This window comes from Streptomyces sp. NPDC102259 (assembly GCF_044766465.1).
Lineage (GTDB): Bacteria > Actinomycetota > Actinomycetes > Streptomycetales > Streptomycetaceae > Streptomyces.
This window is the reverse complement of sequence record NZ_JBIWMA010000033.1, coordinates 1-24,350: the sequence shown is the minus strand read 5'-3', so window position 1 is coordinate 24,350 and position 24,350 is coordinate 1. Positions and strand designations below refer to the sequence as shown.

The 24,350-nt window shown below is 67.8% G+C and carries 28 protein-coding genes and 4 pseudogenes; 10 read left to right on the top strand and 22 right to left on the bottom strand.

What is annotated here, in order from left to right; all coding sequences use genetic code 11:
* Positions 1-60 precede the first annotated feature (60 nt).
* Positions 61-1,302: an MFS transporter gene (locus ACIRPU_RS40340; protein ID WP_403876945.1), complete on the top strand. Its 1,242-nt coding sequence runs from the start codon at positions 61-63 to the stop codon at positions 1,300-1,302.
* A 57-nt stretch (positions 1,303-1,359) separates the two neighbouring features.
* The gene (locus ACIRPU_RS40335) at positions 1,360-2,322 is read left to right on the top strand and encodes an SDR family NAD(P)-dependent oxidoreductase (protein WP_403876942.1); all 963 of its coding nucleotides are present in this window, start codon (positions 1,360-1,362) and stop codon (positions 2,320-2,322) included.
* Positions 2,323-2,413: 91 nt separating this feature from the next.
* Here the strand turns inward: ACIRPU_RS40335 and ACIRPU_RS40330 are convergent, their stop codons facing one another.
* The 6 genes from ACIRPU_RS40330 to ACIRPU_RS40305 all read right to left on the bottom strand — a co-directional run bounded on the left by ACIRPU_RS40330 (position 2,414) and on the right by ACIRPU_RS40305 (position 7,393).
* Positions 2,414-3,346 (bottom strand): NADP-dependent oxidoreductase, encoded by a 933-nt coding sequence (locus tag ACIRPU_RS40330; RefSeq protein ID WP_403876939.1) that lies wholly within the window; start codon positions 3,344-3,346, stop codon positions 2,414-2,416.
* 180 nt (positions 3,347-3,526) lie between these two features.
* Positions 3,527-4,396, bottom strand: a complete 870-nt coding sequence (locus ACIRPU_RS40325; protein ID WP_403876936.1) for a helix-turn-helix domain-containing protein — start codon at positions 4,394-4,396, stop codon at positions 3,527-3,529.
* A gap of 166 nt (positions 4,397-4,562) precedes the next feature.
* Entirely contained in the window at positions 4,563-5,261 is a 699-nt protein-coding gene (locus ACIRPU_RS40320; RefSeq protein WP_403876933.1) for a type 1 glutamine amidotransferase domain-containing protein, read from the bottom strand.
* Between the two features lie 24 nt (positions 5,262-5,285).
* Positions 5,286-5,678 carry a nuclear transport factor 2 family protein gene (locus ACIRPU_RS40315; RefSeq protein ID WP_403876931.1) on the bottom strand — a complete coding sequence of 131 codons (393 nt, stop codon included), beginning with the start codon at positions 5,676-5,678 and terminating at the stop codon, positions 5,286-5,288.
* A 48-nt stretch (positions 5,679-5,726) separates the two neighbouring features.
* The gene (locus ACIRPU_RS40310; RefSeq protein ID WP_403876928.1) at positions 5,727-6,329 is read right to left on the bottom strand and encodes a flavodoxin family protein; all 603 of its coding nucleotides are present in this window, start codon (positions 6,327-6,329) and stop codon (positions 5,727-5,729) included.
* A gap of 68 nt (positions 6,330-6,397) precedes the next feature.
* On the bottom strand, positions 6,398-7,393 hold the full coding sequence (locus ACIRPU_RS40305) for an alpha/beta hydrolase (RefSeq protein WP_403876925.1): 996 nt from the start codon (positions 7,391-7,393) through the stop codon (positions 6,398-6,400).
* A gap of 561 nt (positions 7,394-7,954) precedes the next feature.
* Here ACIRPU_RS40305 and ACIRPU_RS40300 point away from each other — a divergent pair.
* The 3 genes and pseudogenes from ACIRPU_RS40300 to ACIRPU_RS40290 all read left to right on the top strand — a co-directional run bounded on the left by ACIRPU_RS40300 (position 7,955) and on the right by ACIRPU_RS40290 (position 10,482).
* Positions 7,955-8,530: pseudogene (locus tag ACIRPU_RS40300) on the top strand (S-4TM family putative pore-forming effector).
* Between the two features lie 128 nt (positions 8,531-8,658).
* Complete coding sequence (locus ACIRPU_RS40295) at positions 8,659-8,847, top strand: S-4TM family putative pore-forming effector (protein WP_403877052.1); 189 nt, start codon at positions 8,659-8,661, stop codon at positions 8,845-8,847.
* 879 nt (positions 8,848-9,726) lie between these two features.
* The gene (locus ACIRPU_RS40290) at positions 9,727-10,482 is read left to right on the top strand and encodes a class I SAM-dependent methyltransferase (protein ID WP_403877049.1); all 756 of its coding nucleotides are present in this window, start codon (positions 9,727-9,729) and stop codon (positions 10,480-10,482) included.
* A 74-nt stretch (positions 10,483-10,556) separates the two neighbouring features.
* On the opposite strand, the gene ACIRPU_RS40285 is transcribed toward ACIRPU_RS40290, so the two are convergent.
* From ACIRPU_RS40285 to ACIRPU_RS40275, 3 genes and pseudogenes are all read right to left on the bottom strand, one after another.
* A complete protein-coding gene (locus tag ACIRPU_RS40285; RefSeq protein WP_403876922.1) occupies positions 10,557-10,883 on the bottom strand; it encodes a hypothetical protein in 327 nt (108 codons plus the stop codon).
* 212 nt (positions 10,884-11,095) lie between these two features.
* Entirely contained in the window at positions 11,096-12,061 is a 966-nt protein-coding gene (locus ACIRPU_RS40280) for an ADP-ribosylglycohydrolase family protein (RefSeq protein ID WP_403876919.1), read from the bottom strand.
* Between the two features lie 505 nt (positions 12,062-12,566).
* Positions 12,567-12,725 (bottom strand): annotated as a pseudogene (locus ACIRPU_RS40275) (IS5/IS1182 family transposase); the annotation flags it as partial.
* Between ACIRPU_RS40275 and ACIRPU_RS40270 the strand changes: the two are divergent.
* The 3 genes from ACIRPU_RS40270 to ACIRPU_RS40260 all read left to right on the top strand — a co-directional run bounded on the left by ACIRPU_RS40270 (position 12,694) and on the right by ACIRPU_RS40260 (position 14,353).
* Positions 12,694-12,849 carry a hypothetical protein gene (locus tag ACIRPU_RS40270; protein WP_403877055.1) on the top strand — a complete coding sequence of 52 codons (156 nt, stop codon included), beginning with the start codon at positions 12,694-12,696 and terminating at the stop codon, positions 12,847-12,849. The pseudogene ACIRPU_RS40275 and the gene ACIRPU_RS40270 overlap by 32 nt on opposite strands.
* Complete coding sequence (locus ACIRPU_RS40265; protein WP_403877046.1) at positions 12,833-13,360, top strand: DUF6262 family protein; 528 nt, start codon at positions 12,833-12,835, stop codon at positions 13,358-13,360. The genes ACIRPU_RS40270 and ACIRPU_RS40265 overlap by 17 nt, the downstream gene beginning before the upstream one ends.
* A gap of 129 nt (positions 13,361-13,489) precedes the next feature.
* Positions 13,490-14,353, top strand: coding sequence for a hypothetical protein (locus tag ACIRPU_RS40260; protein ID WP_403876916.1), 864 nt, complete (start codon positions 13,490-13,492; stop codon positions 14,351-14,353).
* A gap of 315 nt (positions 14,354-14,668) precedes the next feature.
* Here the strand turns inward: ACIRPU_RS40260 and ACIRPU_RS40255 are convergent, their stop codons facing one another.
* From ACIRPU_RS40255 to ACIRPU_RS40235, 5 genes are all read right to left on the bottom strand, one after another.
* Positions 14,669-15,082, bottom strand: coding sequence for a hypothetical protein (locus ACIRPU_RS40255; protein ID WP_403876913.1), 414 nt, complete (start codon positions 15,080-15,082; stop codon positions 14,669-14,671).
* Between the two features lie 59 nt (positions 15,083-15,141).
* A complete protein-coding gene (locus ACIRPU_RS40250) occupies positions 15,142-15,489 on the bottom strand; it encodes a hypothetical protein (protein WP_403876910.1) in 348 nt (115 codons plus the stop codon).
* 198 nt (positions 15,490-15,687) lie between these two features.
* Complete coding sequence (locus ACIRPU_RS40245) at positions 15,688-16,077, bottom strand: PQQ-binding-like beta-propeller repeat protein (RefSeq protein WP_403877043.1); 390 nt, start codon at positions 16,075-16,077, stop codon at positions 15,688-15,690.
* Positions 16,078-16,265: 188 nt separating this feature from the next.
* Entirely contained in the window at positions 16,266-16,940 is a 675-nt protein-coding gene (locus ACIRPU_RS40240) for a class F sortase (RefSeq protein WP_403876907.1), read from the bottom strand.
* Positions 16,941-17,068: 128 nt separating this feature from the next.
* The gene (locus ACIRPU_RS40235) at positions 17,069-17,518 is read right to left on the bottom strand and encodes a sortase (RefSeq protein WP_403876904.1); all 450 of its coding nucleotides are present in this window, start codon (positions 17,516-17,518) and stop codon (positions 17,069-17,071) included.
* 637 nt (positions 17,519-18,155) lie between these two features.
* Here ACIRPU_RS40235 and ACIRPU_RS40230 point away from each other — a divergent pair.
* Complete coding sequence (locus ACIRPU_RS40230; protein WP_403876901.1) at positions 18,156-19,115, top strand: 5'-nucleotidase; 960 nt, start codon at positions 18,156-18,158, stop codon at positions 19,113-19,115.
* 51 nt (positions 19,116-19,166) lie between these two features.
* On the opposite strand, the gene ACIRPU_RS40225 is transcribed toward ACIRPU_RS40230, so the two are convergent.
* The 3 genes and pseudogenes from ACIRPU_RS40225 to ACIRPU_RS40215 form a co-directional block, all read right to left on the bottom strand.
* Positions 19,167-19,349, bottom strand: coding sequence for a hypothetical protein (locus ACIRPU_RS40225; RefSeq protein WP_403876899.1), 183 nt, complete (start codon positions 19,347-19,349; stop codon positions 19,167-19,169).
* Positions 19,350-19,539: 190 nt separating this feature from the next.
* A complete protein-coding gene (locus tag ACIRPU_RS40220; protein WP_403876896.1) occupies positions 19,540-19,938 on the bottom strand; it encodes a DUF1360 domain-containing protein in 399 nt (132 codons plus the stop codon).
* 417 nt (positions 19,939-20,355) lie between these two features.
* Positions 20,356-20,544 (bottom strand): annotated as a pseudogene (locus ACIRPU_RS40215) (SPW repeat protein); the annotation flags it as partial.
* A 47-nt stretch (positions 20,545-20,591) separates the two neighbouring features.
* Here ACIRPU_RS40215 and ACIRPU_RS40210 point away from each other — a divergent pair.
* Positions 20,592-21,408 (top strand): annotated as a pseudogene (locus ACIRPU_RS40210) (IS5 family transposase).
* A 119-nt stretch (positions 21,409-21,527) separates the two neighbouring features.
* Here the strand turns inward: ACIRPU_RS40210 and ACIRPU_RS40205 are convergent.
* From ACIRPU_RS40205 to ACIRPU_RS40185, 5 genes are all read right to left on the bottom strand, one after another.
* On the bottom strand, positions 21,528-21,758 hold the full coding sequence (locus tag ACIRPU_RS40205) for a hypothetical protein (RefSeq protein ID WP_403876893.1): 231 nt from the start codon (positions 21,756-21,758) through the stop codon (positions 21,528-21,530).
* A 63-nt stretch (positions 21,759-21,821) separates the two neighbouring features.
* Positions 21,822-22,298 carry a PIN-like domain-containing protein gene (locus tag ACIRPU_RS40200; RefSeq protein ID WP_403876890.1) on the bottom strand — a complete coding sequence of 159 codons (477 nt, stop codon included), beginning with the start codon at positions 22,296-22,298 and terminating at the stop codon, positions 21,822-21,824.
* Between the two features lie 133 nt (positions 22,299-22,431).
* Complete coding sequence (locus tag ACIRPU_RS40195) at positions 22,432-22,707, bottom strand: DUF6207 family protein (RefSeq protein WP_403876887.1); 276 nt, start codon at positions 22,705-22,707, stop codon at positions 22,432-22,434.
* A 235-nt stretch (positions 22,708-22,942) separates the two neighbouring features.
* Positions 22,943-23,320, bottom strand: a complete 378-nt coding sequence (locus tag ACIRPU_RS40190) for a cytochrome C oxidase subunit I (RefSeq protein WP_403876884.1) — start codon at positions 23,318-23,320, stop codon at positions 22,943-22,945.
* Positions 23,307-24,350, bottom strand: a 1,044-nt coding sequence (locus tag ACIRPU_RS40185) for a cbb3-type cytochrome c oxidase subunit I (protein ID WP_403876881.1), incomplete at its 5' end; no start/stop codon positions are given. The genes ACIRPU_RS40190 and ACIRPU_RS40185, both read right to left, overlap by 14 nt.

The following is a 24,350-nucleotide window of genomic DNA, read 5'->3' as shown; positions in this document are numbered from 1 at the left end:
GGCCCACTTCACCTCGCGGCGATACAGCCGACCGGCCCGTACTCACCTGGACACCCGACCATGGCCACTCCGGACACCACCCCCACGCCGCCCACCGCGAACGTCCCCGCCACAGCGGACGGGAACAGGATGAGCCGCGGCCTGACTCTGCTGTTCGCAGTCGCCGGCGGCACCGCCGTCGCCAACCTCTACTGGGCACAGCCGCTGCTCGGCTTCATCGGCAGCGACCTGCACGCCTCGACCGCGTCGGCGGGCTGGCTCGTGACAGCCACCCAGATCGGCTACGCGACCGGAGCACTGCTGCTGGTCCCGCTCGGCGATGTCCTCGACCGGCGCCGGTTCATCCCCGGAATGATGCTCTGCGCGGCCCTCGCACTCATCGCCTGCGCCATCGCTCCTTCCCTGGGCGCGCTCCTGGTGGCGACCACTCTCCTCGGGCTGACGACCGTCAGCGGCCAGTTGCTCACCCCGCTCGCCGGTGACCTCGCCGACGACACCAACCGCGGGCGCGTGGTGGGGACGGTGGTCTCCGGGCTGCTCATCGGCATCCTCACCTCCCGCACCATCAGCGGACTCGTCGCGGACACGGCCGGCTGGCGCGCCATCTACTTCGTCGCCGCAGCGGTCTCCGCCACCTTCGCGTTGCTCCTTCACCGCGCGATTCCTCCCGTCGCCCCGAAGGTCCACCTGCCATACCCGCGGCTGTTGCTCTCGGTGTGGCAGGTGATCCGGCAGGAACGCGCGGTGCGCTGGACGCTGTTCCTCGGTGCCACCGCCTTCGGCGTCTTCACCCTGTTCTGGACCGGGCTGACCTTCCTGCTCGGCGCGGAGCCGTTCTCCTACTCGGTCTCCGTGATCGGCCTGTTCGGCCTCATCGGCCTGACCGGGGCGCTGGCCGCCCGACGTGCGGGGCGACTCCACGACCGGGGCAGGTCCATGCCGGCGACCGGGTGGGGGTGGGCCGCGATCCTGGTCTCGTTCATCGTCGCGGCCTTCGCCGAGCGTTCCGTCGTGGGGATCGTCGTGGCCGTCGTGCTGCTCGACATCGCCGTACAGGGCGTGAACATCCTCAACCAGACACGGCTGTTCGCGCTCGCGCCCCAGGCCCGGAGCCGCCTCAACACGGCCTTCGTCACCTGCAACTTCATCGGCGGCGCGGCCGGCTCCGCGGCAGCCTCCGTCCTGTGGTCCGCCGCCGGCTGGACCGCCGTCTCGCTGACCGGCGCCGGCCTCGCCTGCGTCGCACTCCTCGTGTGGGCCCTCGGCCGCCGCGGACCGCTCCTCTCCGAGAGAAACGGGTGAGCGCCCTCCCTCGAACGTCAGGTTTTCTTCCACTGCTCTAGTCAGGAGTGATTGCGCATGACCACTGCACAGCACAAGATCGGCTCCGGGTTCGACGCCAGGAGCACCGCCGACGACGTCCTCCAGGGCATCGAGCTGAGCGGCAAGCTCGCGATCGTCACCGGCGGCTACTCGGGCATCGGCCTGGAGACCACCCGTGCGCTCACCCGGGCCGGCGCCCACGTCGTCGTCCCCGCGCGTAGGCCCGCGGACGCCCGGGGCGCGCTCGACGGGGTCCTCGGCGTCGAGGTGGACGAGCTGGATCTCGGCGACCTGGAGAGTGTTCGCGGATTCGCGGAGCGGTTCCTCGACTCGAGCAGGAGTGTCGACTTCGTCATCGACAGCGCCGGGATCATGGCATGCCCCGAAACCAGGGTCGGGCCCGGCTGGGAAGCGCAGTTCGCGACCAACCACCTCGGTCACTTCGTCCTCGTCAATCGTCTGTGGCCGGCGCTCGAACCCGACGGCGCACGGGTCGTCTCCGTCTCCTCCGGCGGCCATCACATGTCCGGCATCCGCTGGGACGACGTCCAGTGGGAGCGGGGCTACGACAAGTGGCAGGCGTACGGGCAGGCGAAGACCGCGAACGCGCTCTTCGCGGTGCACCTGGACAGGCTCGGCAAGGACTTCGGCGTCCGCGCCTTCGCCGTGCATCCCGGCGTCATCATCACACCGCTCCTGCGGCACGTGCCCGAGGAGGAGAAGGTGGAGTTGGGCTGGTTCGACGAGGACGGCAACCTGCGCGACCCGGACTTCTTCAAGACCCCTCAGCAGGGCGCGGCCACGCAGGTGTGGGCCGCGAACTCCCCCCAGCTGGCCGGCCTGGGCGGTCTCTACCTCGAGGACTGCGACGTGGCCGAGCCCGCCCCTGCCGACGGCGAGATGCGCGGTGTGAAGGACTGGGCGACCGACCCCGAGCAGGCGGCGCGGCTGTGGGAGCTGTCGGCGGAGCTGACGGGTGTGAACGCGTTCGCCGCGTAGCGCGTGTGTGTGGTCGGACGTCGTACGACGTCCGACCACACACACGGGTGACGTTTAGGGCAGCCGTCTCAGTGCCCGTACGTGCTCCGCATCAGAAGGTCAGGACCAGTCGGCCACGTACTCCGCCCGCGGCGAGGAGACGGTGTGCCTCGGCGGCCTGTTCCGCAGGGAAGGTCCTGGCGACCCGGAGGGTGATCCGGCCGTCCTCCGCTTGCTGCCGGAGCCGGTCGAGCTTGGCGTGCTCGCGGGCGTACCGGAACACGACGATCGGCTCGTAGACGATGCCGCGTTCGCCGGGACCGTCGTAGCCGAGCAGTGTCACCACCCGGCCGCCGTCACGCACCGCCCGGGCGGTGAGAGCGCCGAGCGACGCGCCGTCGAGGAGCCCGTCGACGCCCTCCGGGACCTCCGTGCGGACCCGGTCCGGGTACTCGGCGCCGCGACGCAGGACGATGTCGGCACCGAGTTCCTTGACCAGGGTCTCGTCCTGCTCGGAGGCGTCGGCCACCACCCGCAGCCCGTCCGCCTTGGCCAGCTGGACTGCATAGCCGCCCACCGCACCGGCTGCTCCGGTGATGGCGACGGTCTGGCCGGGTTCCAGGCCGAGGGTGTCCAGGGCCAGGCGCGCGGTCAGCCCGTTCATCGACAGTGACGCCGCCTGCGCGTCGCTGACGCCGTGGGGTGCGCGCACCACCGACTCCGCCGGTACGACGACCTGCTCGGCGTAGGCTCCGCGGGAACCGTCGGCGAGGACGAACGCGATCACCTGGTCACCGACGCCGAGGTCCGTGTCCGTACCCGCGCCGATCTGGTCCACGACACCGGCGGCCTCCATGCCGGGAACGAACGGCGGCGTGGCATCCGGAGACCGGGCGGGGCCGCTGCGCTGGAGGGCGTCGACCGCGTTGACGGTCGCGGCACTGACCCGGATACGCACCTCGCCCGGACCTGCGTCAGGGATAGGCAGCTCCAGAATCTGAAGCACCTCCGGCCCACCGAATTCCGTGAAACCTACAGCCTTCATGCGAAGCACCTCATTGTCTGACATGCGGTCGTTGAGGTGTCCGACCTTTCCGTCTCCCGTACGCCCGGAAAAGGGGAAGGTTCTTGGCCGGGAGACGGCCATAGGGGGGACGTATCCCTCCCCCCCCATGTGTGGCACCGCACCGCCGGTCAGCCCTTGCGGGCGCCCGGGAGGGAAGGCTCAGGTAGCCGCGTCGGACGCCGACGGTTTCCGGTCGGCGGTCCAGGAAGCGAGCAGGCGTAGCCCGTCGTGGGAGGGGGTGCCGGGTTCCGCGTTCCACACGATGATGTGCTGGTCGGGGTCCGTGCCGCAGGTGAGCGTGTTCCAGTCGAGCGTCAGCTCGCCCACCACCGGGTGACGCAGCTTTTTGACGCCGTTGCCCCGCATCGCGACGTCGTGTTCGGTCCACCACTGCCGGAACTGTGGGTCACGGGCGGAGAGTTCCTCGACCAGTGCGGTGAGCGGCTGGTCGTCGGGGTAGCGGGCGCTCTCCATGCGCAGCTGGGCGATGGCCAGCCGGGTGACCTCCTCCCAGTCGACGTACAGCTCACGCATCCAGGGTTCGGTGAACAGCAGCCGCACGAACACCCGCTCCTGCTCGGGGTAGCGCCCGAAATCGGTCCATAGGGCGGCGGCAAGCTGGTTCCAGCCCAGGATGTCGGTGCACCGGCCGATGACGAAGGCCGGGGAGGCGCTGAGGTCGTCCAGCATGCGCTGCAGCTGTGGGTCCACCTGCTGGCGCTCGCGGTACGCGGCCGGGCGCACTCGCTCCTTCGCCGCGAGGTCGAAGAGATAGGTGCGCTGGGCGTCGTTCAGACGGAGCACCTGGGCGATCTCGTCGAGGAGGGGAGCTGACGCCTGGAGCCGGCCCTGCTCGATCCGGGTGTAGTACTCGGTGCTGATCGCGGCGAGGAGCGCCACCTCCTCGCGGCGCAGACCCTTCACGCGCCTCCGTTGCCCGCCGCGGAGGCCGACCTCGGAGGGGGTGAGCTCGGCGCGACGAGCCTTGAGGAACTCACCCAGCTCGTTCAGATGCGGGTTGCGGTTCATGACCTTCAGCTTGGCATAAACGCCGCATCTTTGGAGGGGGACGGATCCGTCCCCTGGCTGATCGGCCAGTGGGCACGATCTCCTCCATTGCGATACAGCCCGCAGCAGGACGGATGGACCGGGGCGCGAGCACGCCACGGGCCACCGGCGGGAGCTTTCCGAGTCGTCAGCTCAGTGCCTTGACCAGCTCCTGGGCGAGGGCGACGGCCGAGACCGGGTTCTGGCCGGTGTAGAGGGTGCGGTCGACCTGGACGTGCGGGGTGAACGGGTCGGCCTCGCGGTAGTCCGCCCCGAGTTCGCCCACGAGGCGGTCCTGCAGCAGCCACTTCGCGCGGTCCGCGAGACCGTTCAGCTTCTCCTCGGCGTTGGACAGGCCGGTGAGGCGGTAACCGTGGAACGGGGAGGTCCCGTCCGGGCCGATCGTCGCCAGCAGTGCTGCGGGGCCGTGGCACACCAGGGACACCGGCTTGCCCGAGGCGAGCCACTCGGTGAGCAGCTTGCCGGAGGCGGCGTCGGCGGGCAGGTCCTCCATCGGGCCCCAGCCGCCGGGGTAGAACACGGCCGCGTAGTCGTCGATGTTCACGTCCTCGATGCGCATCGGGTGCGCCAGCTCGGTGGCCTCGCGCAGTGCGGTCCGCATGTGCTCGGCGCCTTCCTCGCCGCCGTTGAACTCGGCGGTGAGGCTGAGCGCATCCGCGGTGGGCGGTACACCGCCGGGCGTCGCCGCCGCGATCTCGTATCCGGCCTCCTTGAAGACCTGGTAGGGGCCGATCGCTTCCTCGGCCCAGAAGCCGGCCGGCTGGCGGGTGCCGTCGGCCAGCGTCCAGTGGTCGGACGCGGTGATCACGAAGAGAATCTTCGCCATGGTTGTCGTCTCCTGGTGAGGGTGTCAGCCCTTGAGGGCTTCCTGGAGGATGTGGCTGTCGGCGGCCTGCCGCATGCTCACGGCCTTGCCGTCACGGACGGTCCACAGGTGGATGAACCGGACGTCGGCCTTGTTCCCGGTCTTCGTCTCGGCGTGGTAGTGGCCGAATACGAAGACATGGCCTTCGTCGTCGGCGTAGAACTCCTCGGGCACCGGGCCGAAGGAGTCGTAGTTCGGCATCGTCCTGCCGAAGAAATTCTTGGCCGCGTCGTCCCAGCCGTGGTAGACGCCGCTGTTCGGGAAGCCGGGGGTGATGTCCCAGACGAGGTCCTGCGCCATGACCTCGGCGGTCACTTCCGGGGACATTCCGGATTCGTACAGCCGGCGGATGAGGGCGAGGCTCGGGGAATCGGACATGACGTACTCCTTGCGGGGGGGGGGATGGAGCGGGGAAAGGTTCTGGGATCAGGCGGCGAGGGCGGTCCGCCCGGCGCGGAAGATCGCGGCCTGGCGTGCGACGCGGGCGCCCAGGTGCTCCGCGGTGGCGATGTCCGACTTGTGGACCGCCTCCGGGCCGGCGTCGGTCGGGCTCTGGGCGCCGGCGCCCAGGAAGAAGCCCAGCCGGTTGATGTCGTCCTCGCTGCCCGTGGTGGAGTCCCAGCCCGGCTGCAGGCCCAGGCTGATCCAGTGCATGCCGTGCTGGGCGGCCATCGTGGCGAAGTAGCCCAGGGTGGACGACTTGTCGCCGTTCTTGGCACCGGAGTTGGTGAAACCCGCGGCGAGCTTGTCCACCCAGGACTGGGAGAACCAGCGCCTGCTGCTGGCCTCGGCGAACGCGTGGAAGGCCGCGGAGGCGGTACCCATGTATGTGGGGGCGCCGAAGACGATCGCGTCAGCGGCGTCCAGCTGTGCCCACTGCTCGTCCGTAATGGTGTCGACGGAGATCGAGACGACCTCGACGCCCGCTCCCGCCGCACCACGCGCCACGGCTTCGGCGACGACGGCCGTGTGGCCGTAGCCCGAATGAAAGGCGATGGCGACGGTGGTGGGGTGGCCGGGATGGGACATGGTGAAGGTGCTCCTCGAATGATTTCTACGGCGGGCTAGGCTCTCCGGGCGTTTGCCCTGTGGGCCTTCTACTGAAGGACGGCGAAGAACTTCACCATCTTGGTGAGCGCCTGATCCATGTACTCGGGAACGTCGTACATGGCGATGTGAGTCGCCCCGTCGACGACGAACAGTTCCTTCAGGCCCTTGGAAAGCTCGTAAGCCTGGTCGCTGAACACTTTTGTGTCCGCCTTGCTCCCCGCGATGAGGAGCAGCGGCTGGGTCAGCAGTTCCGGGATTTGATCGAACGCCGAGAACGCGTACATCTTGTCCATGCTGGTCAGCAGAAAGCGGCCCTTGGAACGGGGATGCTGACCACGCGGAGTCCGGTAGTAGTCGTATCCCTCGCGGAGGAGGTCCGGCGTGTTGTCGTCGATCTCCTCCAGCGTTTCCGGGACGAACGGGGCGTAGACGGGCTCCGCTCCCCTCGCCTCAGCTGTGCGCTGCTGAGCGACCATCTCCAGGTTCCTGATCTGCTCGGACACCGGAGACGGATGCCCCAGGAAGGCCCTGGAACCTTCGCCCATCGGAGCCGCGCTGACGGTGGCGACCGCCTTGAAACGGCGTTCGGTCTGCGCCACGCTGATCGCGTAACCGCCACCGGCGCAGATGCCGAAGACGCCCATCCGCTCGGTGTCCACGTACGGGAGAGTGGTGAGGAAGTCCGCCGCGCAGCGGGCGTCCTCCACCCTGGTCGTCGGGTCTTCCAGAAGGCGCGGTTCGCCTCCGCTCTCTCCCTGGTAGGAGGAGTCGTAGACCACGGTCACGAATCCCTCGGAAGCCAGCCGCTTCGCGTACTGGCCGATGGTCTGTTCCTTTACACCGCCGGCCGGATGAATTCCGACAAGGGCCGGGTATTTTCTATCTTCGTCGAAGTCGTCCGGCAGGTGGAGGTGTCCCGCGATCTCTACTGCCTTGTTCCTGAATGAAACAGCCTCGACCATGGCGCCTGCCCCTTTGTCGACCGCGATCCGCCCATCGGCGGTGCGCACACCATGATTCGCCGGTGCCGAGATGATGTCCACTCGCGATGGGGGGAAGAAATCATCCCCTGGATATGAATTCCCGGGTGTCCATCTATCCGTCTCATTCCGCGGGGGGTGTGAAGCCGGCGCGCGGTATTCCTGCCCCGTGTGTGGTGGGCCACCACGGCATCGCCGGCGTGACGGCCATGCCGTGGACGTACGCCGGACGCTGCTGGGGCGAACGCGGGATGCGCAGCTCCTGCACTGCACTGCTACCCGTTCCGCTGTGGCGGCCGCGGTTCACTGCCGGACTCGGTCGGAATGCGCGCGAGGGTTGCGTGGGAGAACGCCGCATGCGCGCGAGGGTTGCGTGGGAGAACGCCGTTGTTCGCTGCCGTGCCCCCCGCGAGGAGGCGCCGCGGAACGTCGACTGCGGCCCCCTTCACTCGTGGCGATCATGGTGAGCTCGGTGAACCGCGGTGCTGGCGGGACCCGTGCGGCGTACAGGAATGTTGGAGGGTGGTCAGCCACTGGGCCGCGGTCCGACCTGAGGATCCAACGACATGCTCCAAGCACACGTTCTGACCTGCAGCGATTAGCTGAGCGTTTCCCAATCGATGAGTGTGCGTTCCGGAGCGATCTCCTGGCCACCCACTGACCTGCGGCGACGGAGTTTTCTGCAAGCCCCGACTGCTGGCCTACGCCCACCTGTACAAGCCGGCGATGTGGTGGCTCCGCATCAGGACGTGGGGCAACGTGCTTCTGGCTCTGACGGCGCCGCTCTTCGCGGTGTTCCTCCCGGCGGGGACGAGTACCCGCGGGGCGATCGCCGCCGCTTGGCTGGTACTCGGGAAGACCGTCCTCAAAGGTATGGAGGGAAGCGCCACCCTGAGGGCTGCCAACATCCAGGAGCTGTACGACACCAAGCTCTTCCACCTGAATTGGAACCAAGCCCTCGTCGGCCGACAGCCCGTCCCTGACGATGTCTCCTCGGCGGCTCGTTGCATCCTTGAGTACGGCCCCTATCGCGACTGATACAGCATTGACTTGGGCGACACCCCGTGGCCCGGCGACGTCCTTCTGTACCAGCGGCAAAGCGCAGCCTGGAGCCACTGGGATCACCACGCCTATGGCGCCTTCCTGGCGATCGGTGGCGACACGTGGGCTGTTGCGATCATCGTCATTTTCGCCTCGTAAGTGACATGACGCTGCGCACCTGCCTCGTAGTGCTCTTCCTGCCCAGCACAGCCGCGCTTCTCGACACCGTCGAACTCGCCCTCGAGCACTGGCAGCAGTCCACCAAGCGCTGACAAGTCGAGGACGACATTCACGGTGTCTTGCCCACGTACCGGGCCAGGTCGGCAGACATCTCAGTCGAAGAATGCCGACGCCTTCAGGCCGCCACCTACCTCCTGCGCAGCGATGGCTCACCGGTGCCCAGGTGGTTCTATGATCGCCGCCGACCCGAAACCGCTGCCGTCACGAACGACGGCACCACAGTCCTGCGTTCATAGTCAGACTGATCAGCCGCGTTGTGTCGCTCACTCTCGTGGCCGTCGTCGCGGGTGGGCACCGTGGGCGACCATCAGCACTTCGTCGGTTGCGTCCACTACCCGAGAAGTACAACAGGACTGTTGCTGCCACCTGCGGATCTGATGCCCTCTTGACCTGGGTCATCACGGTCGAGTTCGACGAAGCCCATCAGCTCTGAATTTGCGGCAGAAATGGTCACTGCCGGGTTGTCGCCGATCAGGAACTGGCCCCTTTCGGGAGTGAGCACTTCCACCCCCCCACGTGGACGCCATGGCCCGCACCTTGTTGAAGGCGTTCTCGATGCTGGTGCGAATAAGCTTGCCGCTCTGGTAGTCACGGGCGACCGAGGACCGTTTGATGAGGCGCTCAACGTAGGCACCCAGCGAAGCCGTCCCGGACAGATGGAATCCCGTCTCTCGCAGTGCCTCGCGGCGCAGATGCTCCGGGAAGTTGCTGATCAGACTGCCTGGGCGGTCCGGTGACGGCGCCGACGATGGCGTCGTGGGTAGCGCGGACTTTGTACTTGCGCCAGGTCCTGGCGGTGGGGCGGTAGGGCTCGGTGAGCCGTTTGAAGCACAGCCCTTCCATGCCGGCGGCCGTCCAGTCCAGCCACTCGTGGGCGGTGCCGGGATCGGTCGTGGACGGGCTCAGAGTCCAGGGGGATTGCAAGCGCAGGTCGGTGAAGAGTTCCTCCAGGGCCCTCCGGCGTCGCCGGTAGGACCAGGCGGTGGCATGCACTCACACGGACAACTGACAAACACCGTCAGAAGCCATCCTTGCGAAAACCATTGGTGCCCGGCTTGCTCCGCTGATGGACTGACGTCCTACCGTGAGTCTGCCGCGTGACGGAGGTAGTGGTTGTGACAGGCTATGGCGTGCTTGCCGAGGTGTACGAATGGCTCATCTCGGATGCAAAGTTGCCTCCAGCCGAGTTCGCTGCGTCGTTCGACGACGTCCTCAATCTCCTGCCGTCGAACGCTCACGTCCTCGACTGTTCGTGCGGAACCGGACAGTTGGCGGTTGGCCTCGCCGGTCGTGGCATGCAGGTTGTCGCGACTGACGCCAGCGAGACGATGGTTCGTCGGACTGCAGAGTTGTCCGAGGAGTTCGGGGCATCCGTCCGGGCCGTACGGGCGAACTGGGAAGAGTTGCCCGACCATTTCCAGGACAACACGTTCGACATGGTGTTCTGCGTTGGCAACTCGCTTCACCATGCCACGGGCGCGACAGGCAGGGGTGCTGCTCTGGAGTCGATGTCACGGCTTCTGCGCCCCGGCGGGCGCTTGGTACTCACATCCCGCACTTGGGAACTCGTGAGGGCCAGAGGTTCCCGGCTGGAGATCAGTGACCGTCTCGTCCGCCGGAACGGTCGCGATGCCGTCGTGGTCTACCGCTGGGAGATTGCGCCGCAGTGGGAGGAGGAGCACCACATCGAGATTGCGATCGCGCAAGTTGATGCGACCGGGTTGGTTCTTGTCCGCTCGGAACTGCTGTCCTGCTGGCCCTACCGGTACGAGGAACTCGAAGTCGAGCTGCACCGGGTCGGACTCCAGACGGAACTGAGCACGTTCGATCTTGAGGCCGAGAACTACATGGTGGTCGCGAGCAAGGTATAAACACCGGACTTTCAGTCCCTGGCCGGACCGCGCGGTTGCTCGCAGGACGCTTGCGCCCTCTCCTCGGTGCGGGTTCAAGTGGTCAACGCAACGCAACGCAACGCCTCGGACGAGGAGTGCTCGTCGATCAGACGGCGGTGGATCCGGGGTGACGGTGTGGCGCTGTTCCTGGTCGCGTCCAGATCAATGAGCAGGATCTCGTCGATCACCAGCGTGAACGGATCCAGCTTCGACGGCCGCACCGAAGCGGTTGTCGTGCGCGGCCGGGGCCAAGCCAAGGTCAGGGCCTTGTTGACCGTGCTCCAGGTGACGCCGTACTTGCATTGCAACGCCCGGTTTGACATGCCATCGCGGGAGACGCGTCGCAGCGCGGCGCGCGCTGCGACGAGTTCGGTATTCATCCACGAGCACGCAGATTACGAACCAAGCTCGCCGATTCTGCGAGTTTCTGCGGAAACTCCACCGACTCAGGGACGCGTCGAACACGGGTCTCGGACCTGCCTACATGTAAGAGATCGCACGCAGAGATCGTCTACGAACCCGCGCGTACTCCAGTTACGAAGTGAGCGGGCCACCGAGTCGTGGCCGCTGCCCCGGCACTTCCCCTGTCTCATCAACAGCTTGTATCCATTGGCAGATCACCGGCGTGCGTGGTTTCGAGGCGGTGTGCGAGGTGGAGCAGATCTTCCAGGTGCAGCACCCGTCCGTCGAAGCCTGGGAGGGGGACATGGAGCGGCTGGGTCCAGCGGCTGGGGATTGCTTCCAGTCCGTAGTACGCCCCCGCCAGGCCTCCGGTCACCGCGGCGACGGTGTCCGTGTCACCGCCGAGGTCGATCGCCGCGCGTATCGCGTCTTCGAAGCTGGTGGTGGTGCGCAAGGCCCAGACGGCGGAGCCCAGGCAGGGCCAGACGGCGCCGTTGAATTCGGTCGCCTGATCGGGGTGCCAGTCGGGCGCGAGGACGGTGGCGTAGCGGCCGCGGTGGTCGGGGTGGACGAGGGCCAGGATGTCCGGGAGCGCGGCGAGGGGGTCGGTGTCCTCGAATGTAAGGCGGATGAGTTCGTGGAAGATCGCGGTGCCCTCCCAGGCCGCGCGGTCACCGTGGGTGAGGGCGGCCATGCGGCGGGCCGCATCCATGGTGGCTTCTCGGCCGACGGGTGCGAAGTGAACTGCGGAGGTAGACGCCCGCATCAAAGAGCCGTTTCCTGCTGCTCGTTGGTTGACCTGAAAATGAATCGCGGCGGCCAGGTCCCAGGGCATGCCGTTGGTCAGGACGTCTTCGGTCTGCAAGCCGATGTCCTTCGGTTCTGATGCCGCCCACCGCTGGAAGCGGGCGAAGATGTCCGGCAGATCCAGTCCGCCCCGCTCCAGCAGCGACTCCGCGACCAGGACGGCCATCTGCGTGTCGTCAGTGGCCTCGCCGGGGTCCCAGCCACCGCCTCCGCACATCTCGCCGCCGGCACCGGGCGCGGGAAACCGCGCGGAGAACGCTCTCGGGGGGCCAAACTCGAAGGGGGCGCCCAGGGCGTCGCCCACGGCTGAGCCGACGACCGCGCCGGCCGTTCGCTGAATCCGCTTCATTCGCGCAGGTTATCCGGGCCGTGCCGACGCCACACGGCCCTATTGCCTCCCGCGGCTCCCGAACCATCGGCAGCGAACGCGTCTCGTCTACGGAGGTGCACCGCCTGAGACACATTGGGTCTGAGACACCCGTACAGGCCGCATAGCGCCGTCCAGGCCAGTGTCGGCCGGCAACTGCGCGAGGGCGGCTGCCGGTGTCATGGCGGTGCCGCGGCGGGAGCGCAGCAGGACGCGGCCGTCGGCGTAGCGGGCGAGTTGGGAGCGGTAGCCGTCCCATTTCGGTTATGCGCTGTTGAGCTGTCCACGGACTATGGTCCAGCGTCATTTCGATCACGGGTTGGCGGGTCCACTTCACCCGCCAGGACCCGGCAAGGGGCGTGCGACCGTCGGTGCGGCACGAGGCGAGCGAAGCGACCTCGCCCCTGGCACTGCACCGTCCTGCGGCCAGGTCGGGCGGGAGCCCTTGCAGACGCCGGCAAGATCATTCCTCTACTAAGACCGTGTCCTACATGGTCAGTTTGAGGGACCGCTTGTAGCAGCAGAGAGCGGATGCCAGCCCAAGAAAGGCCAGGTAGTTGCCTGGTTTCCGCTCGTAACGGTGGCTGAGACGGCGGTAACCGGTCAGCCAGGACATGGTGCGAGACCTCGACAGCCTCACCGACGAGGACCGCACGCAGATCAAGGAAGCCACCACCGTCCTCCGCCGCAGCCGACGGCAAGACGTCGCCCTCGGGATGCCCCGCGTCGGACCGCCCATCCCCGACTTCCACCCTGGCAGAACAGCATGACCAACATGAGCGAGGGCGCCGGGCCGACTCGGCCCGGCGCCGGGAGCGCGTTCTCAAGACCCTCGACGCAATGCTGCGAAGCGACACCGACATCACCGTTTCGGCTCTCGCCCGCACGGCGCGGGTGGACCGCACCTTCCTCTACCGACACCGCGACCTGCTCCAACGGATCCACGCGGCCGCGGCCGCCCCTCCCCAGGAGGGGAGGATCGCAGCCGTCAGCCGGGCCTCCCTCCAGGCCGACCTGGCCAACGCGCTGGAGCGGAACAAACGCCTTGCCATGCGGGTCCGGCAGTTGGAGAAGCGCCTCTCCCAGGCTCTCGGCGAGGCTGCCTGGGCCGAGTCGGGCTTGGGGGCGCCAGCCGACACCGACCAACTTCAGCAACGCATCACCATGCTGGAACAGAACCTCGCCGACATCCAAGGTCAGCTCGATGAACGCGACGACGAACTGGAGGCTGCCCGAGCGGCTAACCGCGAACTGACCCGCGCCTTAAACCAGCGCGAGTGACCTACAACGCCCGCGGGAGGAAGTCGACATGTCCGGGTTCATCGCACACGGCGACCGCCATCTTTGCGCGCGGGCGACTTCGCCCGCGCCGAGGGGGTCGCTCGGTCCGCACAACAGCCGTCCCTCAGAGTGGACCTGCTCATCAGCGTGGCCGTCGCCCTGTGGCGCGCGGGGCGGCGGAAGGAGGCTGAGAGCCTGCTGCACGACCTCACGCTCGTGGGACATGACAGCGACTTCATCCGTGAGCAGCGGACCATGGTGTGCCGCACGATCACAGCGTTCGCCGACGACGATCGCCTGGAGGAGGCACGGGCGCTGCTGGCCGCCCTGCCGCCCCGGCCCGTTCCCGAGGATCTTTTGGGGGAGGGCGAGGAAGCGACGGCACTGGCCGCGCTCGGGGGGTACGAGGAGGCGGTTGCCCTGGCCCGGCGACCGGAGCATGCCCTCGTGCGGGGCCTGCACCTGGCGGAGCTGGCGCGGTGCATGATCAGGGCCGGCGACTCGGAACGTCTCCTCACCCTCATGGAGGGCTGCGATGAGGAGGAGCGTCAGTGGGCGTGGCCCGATGTGGTCGAGGAGGCCACGGAGCGGGGGGACTACGGTCTGGCCGTCGAGGCGGTGAAACGGATGGCAGGTGTCGACCGATGCTGTGTGGCCCTGGGACGCATCGTGCGCTCCCTGGCCGAGTCGGGCGACGAGTACGACCGCGTCTGGGCGGCGCAACTGCTGGAGATCGCCGCTGCGGACGCCGGCGCGGTCGAGGAGGAGGCGTTGAAGTTGGTGAAGGCCCGTGGCGCCGGTGCGGTCGATAGTGACGCTGCACCCCGTTGGCGGGCAGCGGCCGTGCGGGGGCAGGCCGCCGTCGCGCGGGCTCGGATCGCGCGGGGGCAGCGCACCCCAAATGCGCCGCCCCCGCATCTCATGCCTGAGACCTCCCCCAGACGGGAGAATCCAGCGTGGGGGGACTACGGGCAGGCGGCCCGCGAGCGATAGAAAACAGGGGGGCCGGCGCCCTCAGCCCGCGGGTAGCGGGTGGCACGGACACCGGCCAGCCGAACTCCTCCTCGGGGGAAGAAATTCGGAGCCAGCCTACCGGGGACACCGGCCTCCAGCCGGGGCCGACATGATCCGCGTGCGGCGCATCGTGTACACACTCACAGCCCTCCAGGCGCCGGCCTCCAGCCTCAGCCCCCCTGCTCCGGAGCCCGCGGACCGGTGCGGCACCGCCACGCAACGCGCAGCCGCGCAGGCTCCCGCACGTCGTGGGTAGCGGTTCGGTCGTACCGCTGCGGGGAGTCGCGTTTCCGGTCAGCGTTTGAAGCGGCCGCGGATGGCGATGAGGCTGGGTTCGAGGAGGCGGGAGGCCATCTCGACGTAGGTGTCGGCGTGGTGAGTTTCCGCCTGCTGGAGCGGAAGACCACCGAGTTGACGGCCACCCGGGTGGCTTTCTCTGTGTAGCTGGACGACGTCGGCCAGGGGGCGGTCGCCCTTCTCGCTGTTGCACTTGCGGAGGCATACGGGACAGCCGACTACGCCGCGGATGGGCGCGAGGTTGTCGGGGTCGAGGCGGGCGCTGCCCTTGCTGACAGAGATGACGTGGTCGGCGGTGTCGCTGGCGCCGCGGCCGCAGACGATGCAGATGCCGGATTCGGCGAGGAGTCGGGGGCACGTCTGCCTGAACTCGTAGCTGGTGAACTCGTCGCGGGCGGTGGCCACGTCCATCCTCTGGGCGTGCGAAGGCCCGACCGCGCGCGAGTGCGGTCGGGCCGGGGTGCTCGTCGTCAGCTAAGGCAGAAGGCCGCCTTGAGCATCCTGTTGATGGCCTTCGCCTCGCCGTCGGTCACCTCGTGCGCCGGGTAGGAGAAGCGGCTCTTCGCGGTGGCATCGGCGTCGCCGCCCCCGCTGATGGTGGAGCACTGGTTGCGCGCGTCGTCGATGGCCTCGTCCTCATCGCCGACGAGCCAAGGGTCGATTGCCCTGAGCCCGACGAGGAGCACGGCGCGCTGGGAACTGTCGGGCTCGGGCGGGATGCCGGCAGCTCTGCTGTCGGCCTTGTCGCTGCTGCTGCACCCAGCGAGGGTGAAGGCGAGCGCGGCCATGATGGCAACGATGGTGGTGCGGGTGTCCATGTTCCCCCCTGGAACGTTGTACTGAGGGGACAGCATGCGCTGGCGTATGGGTGCTTCGAGGCACCGGGGCTTCTGATGGCGTCTGGTGTCCGCCGCGCACAGGCAAGTTCACGAGCTCGGTGGCTGGTACTGAGTCGGCTGCTGCCATGTCTGGGCTACCGAGCGCGCCGGCCGACGCCGACCGCATCGCCGATGGTGTCAGCGCTGTTGAGCGATGGTGGTCTTGTAGTCGTGGGCGGTGAGAGTGACGAGTCGGCCCGCGGTGGCGTGGAGGCGGAAGATGCCAGAGTCGCTGGCGGCTGTGCTCCATCGGTGGGCACCGGTGTACCGGTTGATGGCGTGGAGTTGGCCGTCTGGTCCGCTTACGGCGTAGACCGTGTCTCTGGCGACCAGGGGTTCTGCGGCGATCCAGCTGCCTGTGGGGGCGGACCACAGGCGGGCGCCGGTGACGGCGTTGAAGGCGTAGAGGTGTCCGTCATTGTTGTCAGTGGCGTAGACCTGGTCGCGGCTGAGGACGGGAGCTCTATAGGTGTCTCCGACTGGCGCCGACCACCGGGAACGACCGCTGTGGTGCGCGGACGTGCTGATTCATGATCGATGGTCTATTCGTCGCCGCCATGACTTTCCGTCACCACCGATTGTGAGACAGAGCCGTTGATTGACAGTCCCCCCGGCAGTCCAACGACGCGTGCGTCCAACCTGTCGGCTCCTGGTTGGGGACAGGTGGAGCAGCTCAGGAGGCAGCGGTTCTGCCGGACCGACGCCGAGCGATGGCCTCATCTGACCGCGGTGAGTGTCGCGTAGACCACGAGGTTGCCCTGGTATCCGGTGTGCTTGGAGTAGCCCCCGCCGCAGGTGATCACCCGTAGTTCGGCGCGCTCGGAGATGCCGTACACCTTCTTGCTCGGGAAGCGTTCCTTGTCGTAGACCTCGAGGGCGTCGACGGTGAATACGGCTGTGCGCCGGTCCGCCCGGTCGATCTCGATGGTGTTGCCCTTGGTCAGGGCGCCGAGCTCGTAGAAGACGCCCGCGTTGCCGGTGGGCAGGTCCACGTGGCCCGCGGTGACGGCTGTCCCGGCAGATCCTGGTGCCGTGCCCTCGCTGTACCAGCCGGCGCGGTTGGGGTCGTCGGCGGGCGGGGACTCGAGCGCCCCCGATGAGTCGAGGTGCAGCTTGGTGACTGGGGCGTTCACGTTGATGGCGGGGATCCGGAGCCAGAGCGGTTCCGCAGGCGGGAGCGGGGACACGGCGGGGCCGGCTGGGGCGGCGGTGCGGTGGACCGAGGCACCTGGCAGCGGAGAGAGTGCCTGGCCGGCGGAAGGCCGTGGTGGCTGCTCGTCGTGTACCGCGCCGGCCAACAGCACGGTCCCTGCCACGAGCGTCCAGGCCAAAGACCTGGCCGAAGGGATGAACGGGGATGAGGAAGAGTCTTCGGTACGCCTGGAGGCCATCGCGGTGGGTTCTTTGCCTGCAGCGGGGGAGAGGGGAGGCGATCGGTTCCCGGCGGCTTCCGGGACCAGGGAGGCCTCGGGAGCCGGCCGGGTGGAGCCAGCCGGGGGAGCCGGTGGGGCAGGGGCAGTCAGCTTCGGTTCGAGCGGCGGCGCATCCTCACCAGCCCCCCGGCAGTGGCTGCGGCGACCAGCGCCGCGCCCAGAGCGAGCTGCGGGACTTCCCTTCCTGTGTCTCCGAAACCGGCCTCGACGGCACCGTCAGGCTGGCGCGTCGGGAGCTGGTACGAGTCCGTGATCCTGGTCCGCGGCGGGCATTTGACGGTTACGGTGTCGGTACCGGGCGAAGATCCTTCCGGCACGGTGAACTCGCCGGTGAGCACGCCCTTGCTCTCGCCTTCGAACAGGTGGAACGCCCCTGCCGCCTCGGACTCGCCCTTGCCGTAGGTCACGTCCGCGCCGCATGCGGTGGTGCTGACGGTGACCGTGGAGCCGTGGGAGGTCCGCTGCAGGCGAATGTCGAGACTTGAGTCACCGGCGGCTGCGGCGACTGGAATCTGAAGAGCTAGGAATCCGGCCATCAGGCCGATACTGAAGCCAACACGTGTACTGCCCACAAGAACCCCTCCAGCGGTGGATTGTCCGTTCTGTTGCGTGAAGCCTGAATTGTGCATCACTGCTGAGGCAACCGACGCTGTGTCACCTCCGCAACATGACGGATCGGCACATGTCTCGCCCGGACAGGCGTATCGATTGCCTGAAAACGGGCATTCACGCGGGTCAGGGACGTGGGAGCCGGAGTGGTGGGGGATTCGCCACAGGTCGGCAAACAGGCTAGTGATAGGCGGGGCACGTCCTCCGGCTGGTCGCTGTCCTGATCATCGCCAACCAGATGCAGAACGCGAAACAAGATGGAACAAGCTGTGCAGGCCAGTTCCGTAACCTTCCCATGCCGCGATTCCAAGCGACAGCCCTGCCCCTGGTGAGGAAACGCCGACGCGTCAACTGCCCGGACCGGCGAGATACGGAAGGCTGGAATCCGGCCGCCCGCCCCGGTCCTGCGGCACTGGATTTTCCCGACACCCCTTCCCTCAACCCGCCCGCACCCAGCAGAGCCGATCACCACAGCCTCCGCGCCGTCGGGCGGCAGGGCCTTCGTGGAGCGCGGTGATTTAACATGATCGGGGCGTCTGGGCGAATGAGTGTCGGGGGTACGACGTGGCTGTCTACGAACTCAAGAACCGCCTGGTCGTCGGTATCGCCTCCAGCGCACTGTTCAACCTGGCGGAGGCGGATGCCGTCTTCCGCGATCAGGGAGAGGAGGCCTATCGCGCCTACCAGGAGGAGCACCTGGACGACACGCTGGACAAAGGGGTGGCCTTCCCTTTCATCCGCAGGCTGCTGTCCCTGAACGACCTCTCACCCGATGACCCTCTGGTCGAGGTCATCATCCTGTCCCGCAATGATCCCGACACCGGGTTGCGGGTCATGCGGTCCATCCAGTCCCACGAACTGCCCATCAGCCGGGCCATCTTCATGCAGGGCCGCTCGCCCTACCACTTCATGCCCGCCCTGAACATGTCCCTGTTCCTGTCCGCGAACGAGGATGACGTCCGCGAGGCCGTCGCGCTCGGGCTGCCCGCCGGCCGCGTGCTCGGCCCGGCGGTGGCCGACGAGGGCGATGACCAGGACCTGCGGATCGCCTTCGACTTCGACGGGGTCCTCGCCGACGACGCCTCGGAACAGGTCTACCAGGCCGGCGGCATCGAGGACTTCCGCTTCCATGAATCGGCGAACGCCGCCACCCCGCACGACCCGGGTCCCCTGCGTGACTTCCTCGCAGGCGTCAACCGCCTCCAGCTGCGTGAGGTGGAACAACGGGCACAAGACGCCGACTACAAGATCCGCGTCCACGTCTCCCTCGTCACCGCCCGCAACGCACCCGCTCACGAACGCCCGGTGCGCAGCCTGAAGGAATGGGGTGTGGCCGTCAACGACGCCTTCTTCCTCGGCGGCATAGACAAGAGCACGATCATGGAGGTCCTCAAGCCCCACATCTTCTTCGACGACCAGGTCGGCCACCTGGCCGGCACCGCCCGCAGCACGCCCAGCGTGCACATCCCCTTCGGGAAGATAAACGAACCGGATCACCCGGCGACTGAGCAAGCACAGCGATGAGGCCCGCCTCGGACCGAGTCCGGGCTGCGAAACGTCCCTGGACTACGCCGCTCAACTCCAGGGCGTCTCGGCCACGGCGATGACAAGGGGGAGATCGGCAGTGACGGTGGCGCCCTCGGGGGTGGTGTCGATGGTGAGAGTGCCCCCGATCTCTTCGACGCGCTCGTGGATGGACTGGATCCCCACACCGGGTGTCCAGGGCACGGTGCACCGGCCGCTGTCGGTGACGGTCACGTGCAAGCCAACTGGCACGCCGCGTCCAACACCCGCACCCGCTCGGCCCAACCACTGCCGCGGTCAGCCCCCGGACGTCAACACCGCGACGTCGGCGAACCGCAATAACCTCGAGGCCATGATGCGCCGGGGTTGCAGCGGGCGGGCAGAACCGCGGTCAATGCGCGCGGCTTGAATTCCGCGCCGGGAGTCACTCGCCGCTGGTCTTGTCCACCAGCGCCGCGTGAGCCAGGTGCAGTGCGTCCGCTCCGGCCAGGGCGGCAAGTCCGCCCATAGCGGTGCGCGTAGCGCGGGGCCAGAGCAGCTGACCCGCGGTCAGGGTCGAGACCACCCACACGTTCATGCAGAAGGGGCAGGTCACCAGCTCTCCGACGGTGTCCTTGCCTTCGTCGGCCCGCGTCTCCTCATGCAGTTCGGCCGGGCCCTGCGGGCCGACGTACCGGGTGAAGGGGGCCCGCAGCGGACTGGTCACCGCCGCCTTGCTCAGCAGCCGACTCAGCCGGAAGGCGGCCAGCGACGTCAGCGCGATGTCCGAGGGCGCGGGCCGGTCGGGCAGAGGACGCCCCCGCAGCCGCACTACCGTGGCCAAGGCGGCCGTATACGTCCCGAATCCGGCCATGGCTGCCAAATAGCCCCCCAGCGGCCGCTCGGACCTGGGGGAATAGTGTCGCTTCGTCCTGCGTAGGAATGCGTGCAGTCGTCGCGACAGGTGGTTGTCAGCCGCTGTGCTCATGTGCCACTCCTGTCCCGGCGGGTCGCCGCTCCGTCCTGCCGCCGCTCGTGTCGTGGTTTCGTCGGCGTATGGGCAACCGGGTCCCCAGCAGGGCGTACGGCTAACGAATCAGCGCAGGTCCGACCAACCTTGCTCGGCCGTCGGTCCTGCGCTCGAAAACGAGGGGGCGGCCGCGTGGCCCGCGGCCGCCCCTGCGTCGGCGCTATGTTCGGCTCGGAGCGCCGCGTCAGCGGGCCATCAGGGCCGAGCGACCACGGCTCCCCTGTCCGTTTCGCCGGCCGCGGAGCTGGTCGCGAGTGCGAGCAGCAGGGCGATGACGCCGACGATGATGTTGTTGACCACGGTGCGTGTAGTGTCCACGTTCCCGGCTACCACCCAGGGCGCGACGATGGTCCAGACGTCGATCATCGCTGCGGCCTATGCCCGGGCGTGGGTGCGCTCGTAGGCGTGTCCGAAGCCGCCTTGGCAGTGTCTTCAAATGATCTTGGTTGGTGGATCATGGTGCTGTGATACGTCGCCATGAACTGTCCGATGCCGAGTGGGAGTTCGTCCGTCCGTTGCTGCCCGAGTCGTTGCGGGGGCGGAAGCGGCTGGACGACCGCAGGGTCCTGAACGGGATCGTGTGGAAGTTCCGGACCGGGACGGCCTGGCGAGACGTGCCCGAGCGTTACGGGCCATGGACCACGCTCCATACCCGTTTCCGGAGGTGGGGCGGACGGCACATTCGACCGGATGCTCCGGACGGCCCAGGCAAAGGCGGACGCGGCTGGCGACATCGACTGGCTGGTGTCCGTCGATTCCACGGTCGTCCGCGTCCACCAGCATGCGGCCGGGGCCCGAAGAGGGGGCTCCGCAACCCGGCACTCGGCCGGTCTAGAGGTGGTCTGACCAGCAAGATTCACCCCGGTTGGGCCGTCCGCTCGACTTCGTCCTCACGGGCTGCAACACCAACGACTGCACCCGGTTGACCGGCGTGATGGAAGCGATCCGGGTGCCCCGGATCGGACCCGGCCGTCCCCGGACCCGGCCCGATCACGTCCTGGGCGACAAGGGCTACAGCTCGAGACGATCCGCACCTGGCTCCGCCGCCGCGGCATCCCGCACACGATCCCCGAGCGGGTCGACCAGGCCCGCAACCGGGCCCGGCGCGGCAGCCACGGAGGCCGGCCGCCGACCTTCGACCGCGAGCCTACAAGCATCGCAACGTCGTGGAACGGTGCTTCAACCGCTTGAAACAGTGGCGCGGCATCGCCACCCGCTACGACAAGACCGCCGAGTCCTAACAAGGCGGCCGTCACCCTCGCATCACTCCTGATGTGGGCGTGACATTTCACGACAGAACCTAGCCCCGGGAGGTAAGGAAAAGGTCCGGTGCCCGGTCCGTCCACGGTCCGCGCTGCTCAACACAGTAGCCCTCGGCCCCGCCGTTCGGCGTCTCCGCCGGTTCAGGCCGAGGTGTTGGTCAGACACGGTCCGATGTACCCGATGAAGATCCCATGCTCGGCGCAGGCCCCATCGTAGTAGTACAGGCGTGGAGCGATCGTGTTGCCGCCGCCGATTCGTACGTGGTCACCCATGAAGATCTTCCCCGCCGGATCCACGTACTCGGGTACGGGGAAGATCCGCTCCCGACGCCGGCCGATGCTGGCCTTCACCGACGGGGAATCGTCCCGCACGATCTTTCTCGGTGCGATCGTGCGCACGCCGCTGGGGGCGTCCGAGCACCACTGTTTGAAGTCTCACCCGGTCCGCCCCGCGGTGACGGCCTCGGCGAAGTCCCGAAGTGCGCGTACCGCGTCCCAGGCCATGCGCACCCACGAGGACCCGTACGCCACCGCGTCGAGCCCGGCAGTCACCTCACGGGATCCGGTGAAATGCAGCAGGGGCAGATCGGCGATGCGGTCGAGGAGGTCCTCGAAGGACACCGGGGCGTCGTCCGTCTCCTCGGCCTCGATCCGTTCGACGCGGGCGATGTCCTCCACGGATCCCTCCTGGAGGCTGAACTTCAGGATCGGCGCGGCAACTTCGAGAAAGCCCTTCGGAGTGAGCATGAAGAGCTGGCCGCCGCCGCGTGCCTTGAGTTCGGCGGTGAGTTCCGGTCGGGGGCCTCGGCTGAAGCCCTGTTCCTTGCGCCACCAGTCCTCTTTGGCGTCCGCTGTCACGAACAGCACGTCGCACTGGCGGCGGACGGCCTCCCGGATGATCTGCTCCCACACCCCCGGCCCCCCGCGTCCGCTGTCGCCGGCTCCATGACCACGCTCCCATGTGCCCCCGCACCGGCCCCCGCCGGTGTGTCAGGGGGTGACCATAACGCCTGGTGCGCTGCCCATCGCGGTTAACAGCAAGGTTCTAGTCGTGGGCGGGATCGGCACAGTCGGACCGCGTGCAGTCGTCGAGGTGAATGCAGGCCGAGCAGGTCACGACCGCGGTGAGCTCCTGGCGCAGGTCCAGGTAGCAGCGCAGTCGTACGCCGGGCTGACCGGCGTCCCGCGTCGTCTGCTCCGCCGTGGCCGTCGCCCACCGGTCGGCGAGCAGCTTCTGGAAGGCGAGCGCGGTGGCGTCGTCGGCGGCCGCGACGTCGACCAGGCCCCGCTCGCCCACGTGCGTCTCGTGGATCGGGTCCATGTACGGCACTACGCCCGGTCCCCCGGGAGAGTTCCGCCGCTGCCGTGTCTTCACCCGACCGAGTGGCAGGCCGTCAGAGGCTGTCGCCGCCCCAGTCCCAGCGGGCCGGATCGCCGGGCGCAGGTCGTCGGCGGCACTGGCGCCTTTGCCCTTCGCTTGTAGGCGGCGAGGACTCAAGGGGCGACGAAGCCGCCCATGCCCGTATCGGCCTCGCCTCGTTCACGGCCGCTCTTGGTCAAAGCACGGACAACACAGTGGCCACCGTGGTGAGGAAGACCGCGCCGACAGCCAGCACCAGACCCAGGCAGCGGCGCCGCAATTGCTGGTAGCGGTGTTCGTACTCGGCACGCAGAGAAAGGCTTCGGGCCGCGAGACGCTCAAGGTCACGTCGGGCGCGTCGAAGACTGTCGGCAACGTAATGGCATTCGATCTCCGCGCGCTGCGACGTCGTCAGCCACTCCAACGGCCGGGCGAACTCCTGCGCACGCTGTTCCGCTTCCGCGATCCGGGCCTGCCACAGCAGGTATCCCTCCACCGTGTTGCCGAGTTCGCCGGCGGCTCCCCGGTCCGGCACATCACTCAACGCGTGCCCCGGCCGTTCAGGCGCGGACACCGTGGGCCTCAGCCTCGGCGATCGCGATGTCGGGATGGTGCAGGTCGAACGCCGGGGACTCGCTGCGGATCCGCGGCAGGGTGAGGAAGTTGTGGCGCGGCGGCGGGCAGGAGGTCACCCACTCCAGGGAGCGGCCGTAGCCCCACGGGTCGTCGACGCCGACCGGCTTGCCGTACCGGCTCGTCTTCCACACGTTGTACATGAAGGGCAGCATCGACAGGCCGAGGAGGAAGGAGCTGATCGTCGAGATCGTGTTCAGGGCGGTGAAGCCGTCGACGGCCAGATAGTCCGCGTACCGGCGGGGCATGCCCTCGGCGCCCAGCCAGTGCTGGATCAGGAAGGTGCCGTGGAAGCCGACGAACAGCGTCCAGAAGGTGATCTTGCCGAGGCGCTCGTCGAGCATCTGGCCGGTGAACTTCGGCCACCAGAAGTGGAAACCGGCGAACATCGCGAAGACGACGGTGCCGAAGACGACGTAGTGGAAGTGCGCCACCACGAAGTACGAGTCGGACACGTGGAAGTCCATCGGCGGCGAGGCCAGGATGACGCCGGTCAGACCACCGAAGAGGAACGTGACGAGGAAGCCGGCCGCCCAGAGCATCGGTGTCTCGAAGGACAGTGAGCCCTTCCACATCGTTCCGATCCAGTTGAAGAACTTCACGCCCGTCGGCACGGCGATGAGGAACGTCATGAAGGAGAAGAACGGCAGCAGCACCCCGCCGGTGACGAACATGTGATGGGCCCACACTGTCACGGAGAGACCGGCGATCGAGATGGTCGCGGCAACCAGGCCCATGTAGCCGAAGATCGGCTTACGGGAGAACACCGGGATGATCTCGGTGATGATTCCGAAGAACGGCAAGGCGATGATGTACACCTCTGGATGGCCGAAGAACCAGAAGAGGTGCTGCCACAGCAGGGGCCCCCCGTTGGCGGCGTCGAAGACATGGGCGCCGAACTTGCGGTCCGCCTCCAGGGCGAACAGCGCGGCCGCGAGGACCGGGAAGGCCAGCAGGACCAGGACACCGGT

What these genes read in the sequence shown, in the direction of transcription:
- ACIRPU_RS40340 (WP_403876945.1), top strand. Translation starts at nt 61, where the DNA reads ATGGCCACTCCGGACACCACCCCCACGCCGCCCACCGCGAACGTCCCC.
- ACIRPU_RS40335 (WP_403876942.1), top strand. Translation starts at nt 1,360, where the DNA reads ATGACCACTGCACAGCACAAGATCGGCTCCGGGTTCGACGCCAGGAGC.
- ACIRPU_RS40330 (WP_403876939.1), bottom strand. Translation starts at nt 3,346, where the DNA reads ATGAAGGCTGTAGGTTTCACGGAATTCGGTGGGCCGGAGGTGCTTCAG.
- ACIRPU_RS40325 (WP_403876936.1), bottom strand. Translation starts at nt 4,396, where the DNA reads ATGAACCGCAACCCGCATCTGAACGAGCTGGGTGAGTTCCTCAAGGCT.
- ACIRPU_RS40320 (WP_403876933.1), bottom strand. Translation starts at nt 5,261, where the DNA reads ATGGCGAAGATTCTCTTCGTGATCACCGCGTCCGACCACTGGACGCTG.
- ACIRPU_RS40315 (WP_403876931.1), bottom strand. Translation starts at nt 5,678, where the DNA reads ATGTCCGATTCCCCGAGCCTCGCCCTCATCCGCCGGCTGTACGAATCC.
- ACIRPU_RS40310 (WP_403876928.1), bottom strand. Translation starts at nt 6,329, where the DNA reads ATGTCCCATCCCGGCCACCCCACCACCGTCGCCATCGCCTTTCATTCG.
- ACIRPU_RS40285 (WP_403876922.1), bottom strand. Translation starts at nt 10,883, where the DNA reads ATGAATACCGAACTCGTCGCAGCGCGCGCCGCGCTGCGACGCGTCTCC.
- ACIRPU_RS40280 (WP_403876919.1), bottom strand. Translation starts at nt 12,061, where the DNA reads ATGAAGCGGATTCAGCGAACGGCCGGCGCGGTCGTCGGCTCAGCCGTG.
- ACIRPU_RS40270 (WP_403877055.1), top strand. Translation starts at nt 12,694, where the DNA reads ATGGTGCGAGACCTCGACAGCCTCACCGACGAGGACCGCACGCAGATC.
- ACIRPU_RS40255 (WP_403876913.1), bottom strand. Translation starts at nt 15,082, where the DNA reads ATGGACGTGGCCACCGCCCGCGACGAGTTCACCAGCTACGAGTTCAGG.
- ACIRPU_RS40250 (WP_403876910.1), bottom strand. Translation starts at nt 15,489, where the DNA reads ATGGACACCCGCACCACCATCGTTGCCATCATGGCCGCGCTCGCCTTC.
- ACIRPU_RS40240 (WP_403876907.1), bottom strand. Translation starts at nt 16,940, where the DNA reads ATGGCCTCCAGGCGTACCGAAGACTCTTCCTCATCCCCGTTCATCCCT.
- ACIRPU_RS40235 (WP_403876904.1), bottom strand. Translation starts at nt 17,518, where the DNA reads ATGGCCGGATTCCTAGCTCTTCAGATTCCAGTCGCCGCAGCCGCCGGT.
- ACIRPU_RS40195 (WP_403876887.1), bottom strand. Translation starts at nt 22,707, where the DNA reads ATGGACCCGATCCACGAGACGCACGTGGGCGAGCGGGGCCTGGTCGAC.